Source organism: Pseudoalteromonas sp. TAB23 (assembly GCF_000498075.1).
In the GTDB taxonomy this organism is placed as follows: domain Bacteria; phylum Pseudomonadota; class Gammaproteobacteria; order Enterobacterales; family Alteromonadaceae; genus Pseudoalteromonas; species Pseudoalteromonas arctica.
This window is the reverse complement of the sequence record NZ_AUTP01000350.1, coordinates 21,301-27,300: the sequence shown is the minus strand read 5'-3', so window position 1 is coordinate 27,300 and position 6,000 is coordinate 21,301. Positions and strand designations below refer to the sequence as shown.

General features: G+C 39.4%; 3 protein-coding genes and 2 pseudogenes (1 of these 5 only partly in view). 2 read left to right on the top strand and 3 right to left on the bottom strand.

What is annotated here, in order from left to right:
• Nucleotides 1-952: pseudogene (gene pqiB, locus L654_RS0123555) on the bottom strand (intermembrane transport protein PqiB) (it extends 665 nt beyond the left edge of the window).
• Nucleotides 949-2,115 carry a paraquat-inducible protein A gene (locus tag L654_RS0123550; protein WP_010553945.1) on the bottom strand — a complete coding sequence of 389 codons (1,167 nt, stop codon included), beginning with the start codon at nt 2,113-2,115 and terminating at the stop codon, nt 949-951. The pseudogene pqiB and the gene L654_RS0123550 overlap by 4 nt, the downstream one beginning before the upstream one ends.
• Before the next feature lie 248 nt (nt 2,116-2,363).
• Between L654_RS0123550 and L654_RS01000000126770 the strand changes: the two genes are divergently transcribed.
• On the top strand, nt 2,364-3,026 hold the full coding sequence (locus tag L654_RS01000000126770) for a transporter substrate-binding domain-containing protein (protein ID WP_225305806.1): 663 nt from the start codon (nt 2,364-2,366) through the stop codon (nt 3,024-3,026).
• Here L654_RS01000000126770 and L654_RS0123540 read toward each other — a convergent pair.
• Nucleotides 3,015-3,830, bottom strand: coding sequence for a thioesterase family protein (locus L654_RS0123540; protein ID WP_024609210.1), 816 nt, complete (start codon nt 3,828-3,830; stop codon nt 3,015-3,017). The two genes, L654_RS01000000126770 and L654_RS0123540, sit on opposite strands and share 12 nt — an antisense overlap.
• Before the next feature lie 240 nt (nt 3,831-4,070).
• On the opposite strand from L654_RS0123540, the pseudogene dnaK reads away from it, so the two are divergent.
• Nucleotides 4,071-5,986 (top strand): annotated as a pseudogene (gene dnaK / locus L654_RS01000000126765) (molecular chaperone DnaK).
• The last annotated feature ends 14 nt before the right edge of the window (nt 5,987-6,000 follow it).

Below are 6,000 nucleotides of genomic sequence, written 5' to 3'. Positions count from 1 at the left end.
TGGCAGGGGTTTCAACAACAGTACCTACACGCATACCTCTATATTCGACAGGAGCACCTGTGCGTAGTCCTCGAACTGATTGTTCAAATTCAATGAGGTAGTAATCAAAATCGTAAAAGCGCTCTTCTAGCGCTTCTTTATAGCTTTGGCTTAACGAAAAGCTATGCCCATCTTGTGCTATTTCACCCGGGGCCTGTTGCTCAGGTAAGCCAACCGAAATGCCGCCTTTTAAAAGTTTACTTAAAGAGCCCGTATTAATATTGATGCCATCGGCAGATAGGTCAATTTCAATCCCTGCGTTCACCCAAAAAATAGAGTTCATGGTGATGAGATTTTGATAAGGTTCTTTAATAAATACGCCGTACTTCATTGCCTGGTTTTCCCAATCAAAAGTGGCGGTTTCTATTTGCCCTATTTTATAATTTTTGAAAAATATACCGGTACTCACATCAAGCACTTCAGCGTTGTAACTCATTAATTTAAAACGGCCACCTTTCACATCTTTACCAATGAGGGCGGGTTCGTCTTGTAATTTAAAACGCTCTTTTAGCTCTTTACTTTCACCGGGTGAAAACTCTAAATATACACCAGACAATAGCGTACTCATTCCGCTAATACCCGTTTCATCAATGCGTGGTTTTACGACCCAAATTTTGGCATCATCGGTTAATAAGTTATTGTAGTTTTTGTCTATTTGCGCACGGGCAATAACGCTGTCTTGGGTGTCTGATAGTCGAACATGATCAATTTGACCTATTTTTACACTGCGCACTTTTATTTCAGTTTTACCTGCAATAATGCCCTCAGCTTGTGGCATTTCGATAAAAATTGTAGGGCCTTTATTAGCTTGGTATTGGTATAACATCCACATGCCCACTAACAGCGCAATTGCCGGAATGATCCAGATAGCGGAAATTTTCGGTTCTTTTGTTATTTCGGCAGTTTCGGTCATGCTTTGTTCTCTGATTTTTTGTTTTTAGGGGAATCCCACAACAAGCGTGGGTCAAAGGCATGGGCAGCCATCATTTGGCATATTACCATAACTGTAAAAAATACAATGCCTAATCCTGGTGTTACTGACATTAAATTACCCAGTTGAACTAAGGCAACTAAAATAGCAACCACGAATACATCTATCATCGACCATTTTCCAATAAATTCAGTTAGTTGATAAATTCGGGTGTAACTTTTTGTATGTCTATTGGCAGGCCTCGTTACCATAAAGCATAAAAAGCTCAACACAAAAGCTTTAGCAAGTGGTACCACAACGCTGGCTAAAAATATAATAGCGGCAATAGGGTAGGAGCCACTTTTCCAAAGTGTAATTACGCCACCAATTAAAGTTGAAGGCGATTCATCCCCAAGGCTAGTGGTATGCATAATAGGCAACACATTAGCTGGAATATAACAAACAACAGAGGTAATTAGCCAAGCTGCTGCTTTTTGTACGCTGTAAGGATTTCTAACGTGCGTTTTTGTATGGCAACGCTGACAAATATTACCGGTACATAGTTGATGGCAAACATGACAGGCTTTAATATTTTCATCTATTGCACGTTTAGCATGCTCTGCGCCTTCAAGTACTTTTACAGGCTTTATTTGAGCCCATAAGCGTGGGCGATTTAAGTGAACAAGCGCAGCTATGTATAAAATAACAAACCCCACATAAGCCCAAAAACTCGTGCCAAAGCTAATATCAGCAAGCGACATGATTTTAACCATACTAACAAGTACGCCAATTAAAAATATTTCCGACATAATCCAGGGCTCTAACGCAAGGGTGAACTTTAGTAGTCGCCTTGCTATGCCCTCTGGTAATGTTTTTAAAAGCCCAAGATGCAAAGGAATTAAAATAAGAAGCAAACCCATAGGTAGAGCAATAATGCTCAAATCAATAAATAAGCCAAGCAGTTCACTATCGTAATTAAATAAAATTCGAGCCGCGTCGGGCAGAGTAATAGTTTGAGTAATACCACTACTGCTAAAAGAAATAAAAGGGTAAAACATACTGCTCAGCAGCATTAATAGTGCGCTAAAGCTTAGTGCAACTATACGACTATCGTGATTAACATCGGCTTCGCAAAGTTTATGGTGGCAATGTGGGCATATCGCCATTTGTTTTGCGATTATGCGAGGTATATCTATGATCAGATCGCAGCAGGGGCATACAGTTTGCAATTTAATACCAAGCAAGAAGAATATTTCTTCAATTTTGCTATATTTAATACATTAATACAACGCGTTCTGCTATCAAGCTGTTCGTTATATAAAGGAAGCGTGTGAAATATTATTTTTACTACATATTAATGTGGCTCTTTATTTGCTCGAAAAATGCTGTGGCTATTAATAAAGAGCGAGAGGTAATGATCGCTGCGAGCGCATCAATTCCACCCTATGTTTTTGTAAAAACAGACTCGGGTATACACCTAAATTTAATAAAAGCCGCGTTAAAGGCCAATGGATTTGCCAATATTAATGTGCAATATATGTCGAATAAACGCGCTGAGCATCAATTACATAATAAAGGAGTAGATATACTTTTAAATTATGCTGGAGGAATTAGTGCGGGTATTTATCCAAGTAAAACGGTACTTAGTTATGAAAATGTGGCCATTACACTCAAGCGAAATAAATATAACATTGATAAAATAGAAGGCATGTTTAATAAAAACGTTCTTGCTTTTCAAAATGCAACGGCATATCTGCCTCCTATATTCAAAAGGAATGTTAAACACTTTAGCTCATATCAAGAGGTTATTAATCAAAAAGCGCAGGTAGATAAGCTGTTAAAAGGTTGGGTTGATGTAATTGTGTTAGATAAGCGTATTTTTTACTATTACTACAATCAACATAAATCCCCCGAAGCTGTGCAAATTTACACTTTATTTCCAAAAGCAGATCGACCCGCTTATTTTAACAACTTCTCTTTAGCTACTGAGTTTGATATTGGTTTGGCGCTCATCAAGCAAAATGGTACTTATAAAAGGATTGTTGATGAAGGCCAAACCCATTCATCAATCAAATAAAGCCACTGTTTGACGTGTAAGCGCTATTAGCTCACCCGACTGCGACCATATACAGCCATCTTCTAAACCGTAACCATCTTTTGAATGATGAGTGATTGCTTCAAAGCCAAGCCATTCTCCAGGTGTTAAGTTTGGCTCTTGCACAAATTCTAAATACCACGACATGCTACTTGCAGGAGCGGGTTGTTTAAACATTTGTAAAAGTGTTGGCGGCCATGCATCGGTAAGTGCAATCACATGGGCTTCAGTTATTTGTTCGGGCGTATGTTTAAAGCGCATCCAGCCACCTAAATGAGAGGTTTCTGCACTACTAAATGGCATAGCACCTTGCTGTGGGCACAAATCAACATGTTGGAAAAATTCAGGCATCTGACCTTTTATAAAAGGTAACGTGTGGCGCTCATCTACTGGCTTTAAACCCAAAGACTTCGAAACAGGCACATTAATACCCGACTCTCTACTTTTAGCAAAACACGCTTGTACAATTACGCACACTTGTTCATTTTGAATCGCTTTGGCGAGTACCTGTGTACTGCTTTTACCTTGGCGCAGTATTTCAACAGACAATGAAAAAGGAGTATCGGCAAGTAATGGTCCTACAAAATTAGTACTGAGTGAAAGTAAGCGACGATCATCCGTTACCTTACCTCTGATTGCTTGATACAACAGTGCGGCTGAAAGCCCACCAAAAGCAGTTCTGCCTTGGCACCAGTTTTCTGGAAATTGCATTGTACTATTTAATTGTTCTGTATTTTCGGCTTGACCAATTTTTTCCGCTTGTTGAAGTAGTTGCTCAAAATGCATAGAAGATATCCTTTTGTAGTGCGATTTAATAAATTTATAACACAATCAAACTAGTCAGACCAGTAATTAAAAGCGTCCCTGGCGGTGTAAAAATCACCATTCCTTACAACTATTAGGGTTATTTTGTAAATAAATCACAAAAAATGAATTTTTTTTCATTTTTACAGTTGAAATAAGTTTGGAGCAACCCTATTTACTAGTCATCGAACGTTTAACGAATATTGAAGTTGGAGAGATTTCATGGGTAAAATTATTGGAATAGATTTAGGTACTACAAACTCTTGTGTTGCAGTACTTGATGGTGGCAAAGCACGTGTTATTGAAAACGCGGAAGGCGATCGCACAACCCCGTCTATTATTGCTTATACGCAAGACGGCGAAACATTAGTAGGTCAATCTGCTAAGCGTCAAGCGGTTACTAACCCGACAAACACATTATTTGCAATTAAGCGTTTAATTGGTCGTCGCTTTGAAGACGAAGAAGTACAACGCGATATCGGCATCATGCCGTTTAAAATTGTTAAAGCTGATAACGGCGATGCATGGGTAGAAGCGGGCGGCGAAAAACGCGCTGCACCACAAATTTCTGCTGAAGTACTGAAAAAAATGAAGAAAACAGCTGAAGACTTCTTAGGTGAAGAAGTAACTGAAGCCGTAATCACAGTACCTGCATACTTTAATGATTCACAACGTCAAGCTACGAAAGATGCTGGTCGTATTGCGGGTCTTGAAGTTAAACGTATTATCAATGAGCCAACTGCTGCGGCACTTGCTTACGGCATGGATAAAAACCGTGGCGAAAACGTAGTTGCAGTATATGACTTAGGTGGCGGTACTTTCGATTTATCAATCATTGAAATTGATGAAGTTGAAGGCGAGCACACATTTGAAGTACTAGCTACAAACGGCGACACTCACTTAGGTGGTGAAGATTTCGATAACCGCGTAATCAATTACTTAGTAGCTGAATTCAAGAAAGATCAAGGCTTAGACCTTAAAAATGATCCGCTTGCAATGCAACGTGTTAAAGAAGCTGCTGAAAAAGCAAAAATTGAACTTTCATCTGCACAGTCTACAGAAGTAAACCTTCCGTATGTAACTGCTGATGCATCTGGTCCTAAGCACATGAACGTGAAACTAACACGTGCTAAGCTTGAGTCACTAGTTGAAGATTTAGTAACTAAAACAATTGAGCCACTTAAACGTGCACTTGCTGATGCTGATTTATCAGTAAGCGACATCAACGACATTATTCTTGTTGGTGGTCAAACACGTATGCCTTTAGTACAAAAAATCGTTGCAGAGTTCTTCGGTAAAGAGCCTCGTAAAGATGTTAACCCTGATGAAGCAGTAGCCGNGTAGGCGCAGCGATTCAAGGTGGTGTACTTGCTGGTGACGTTAAAGATGTACTATTACTAGACGTTTCTCCATTATCTCTAGGTATTGAGACAATGGGTTCAGTAATGACTGCATTGATTGAGAAAAACACGACGATTCCTACTAAGAAATCGCAAACGTTCTCAACAGCTGAAGATAATCAATCTGCTGTAACAATCCATGTACTTCAAGGTGAGCGTAAACGTTCAAGCGACAATAAATCTCTAGGTCAATTTAACCTAGAAGGTATTCGTCCAGCACAACGTGGTACACCACAAATCGAAGTAACATTTGATGTTGATGCCGATGGTATCTTACATGTATCTGCTAAAGATAAAGATACAGGTAAAGAGCAAAAAATTACTATTCAAGCATCTTCAGGCTTAAGCGATGACGAAATTGAAGCGATGGTTCGTGATGCAGAAGCACATGCTGAAGACGATAAAAAGTTTGAAGAACTTGTAGCTGCTCGTAACCAAGCTGACGCTTTAGTTCACGGTACACGTAAGCAAATTGAAGAAGCTGGCGATGCATTACCAAACGAAGACAAAGAAGCAATTGAAGCTGCTGTTGTAGATTTAGAAGCTGCAATTAAGAGCGACAATAAAGAAGAGATTGAAGCTAAAACTCAAGCTCTTGCTGAAAAGTCTCAAAAACTAATGGAAATTGCTCAAGCGAAAGCACAGCAAGGTTCAGCAGACGCTGGCGAACAACAGTCAACTAAGCAAGACGACGACGTTGTTGATGCAGAGTTCGAAGAAGTGAAAGACGACAAGTAATTGTTGCTACCGCT

Excerpts from the sequence above, each read along its gene's own strand:
- L654_RS0123550 (WP_010553945.1), bottom strand. The coding sequence starts at position 2,115 with ATGGCGATATGCCCACATTGCCACCATAAACTTTGCGAAGCCGATGTT.
- L654_RS01000000126770 (WP_225305806.1), top strand. The coding sequence starts at position 2,364 with ATGATCGCTGCGAGCGCATCAATTCCACCCTATGTTTTTGTAAAAACA.
- L654_RS0123540 (WP_024609210.1), bottom strand. The coding sequence starts at position 3,830 with ATGCATTTTGAGCAACTACTTCAACAAGCGGAAAAAATTGGTCAAGCC.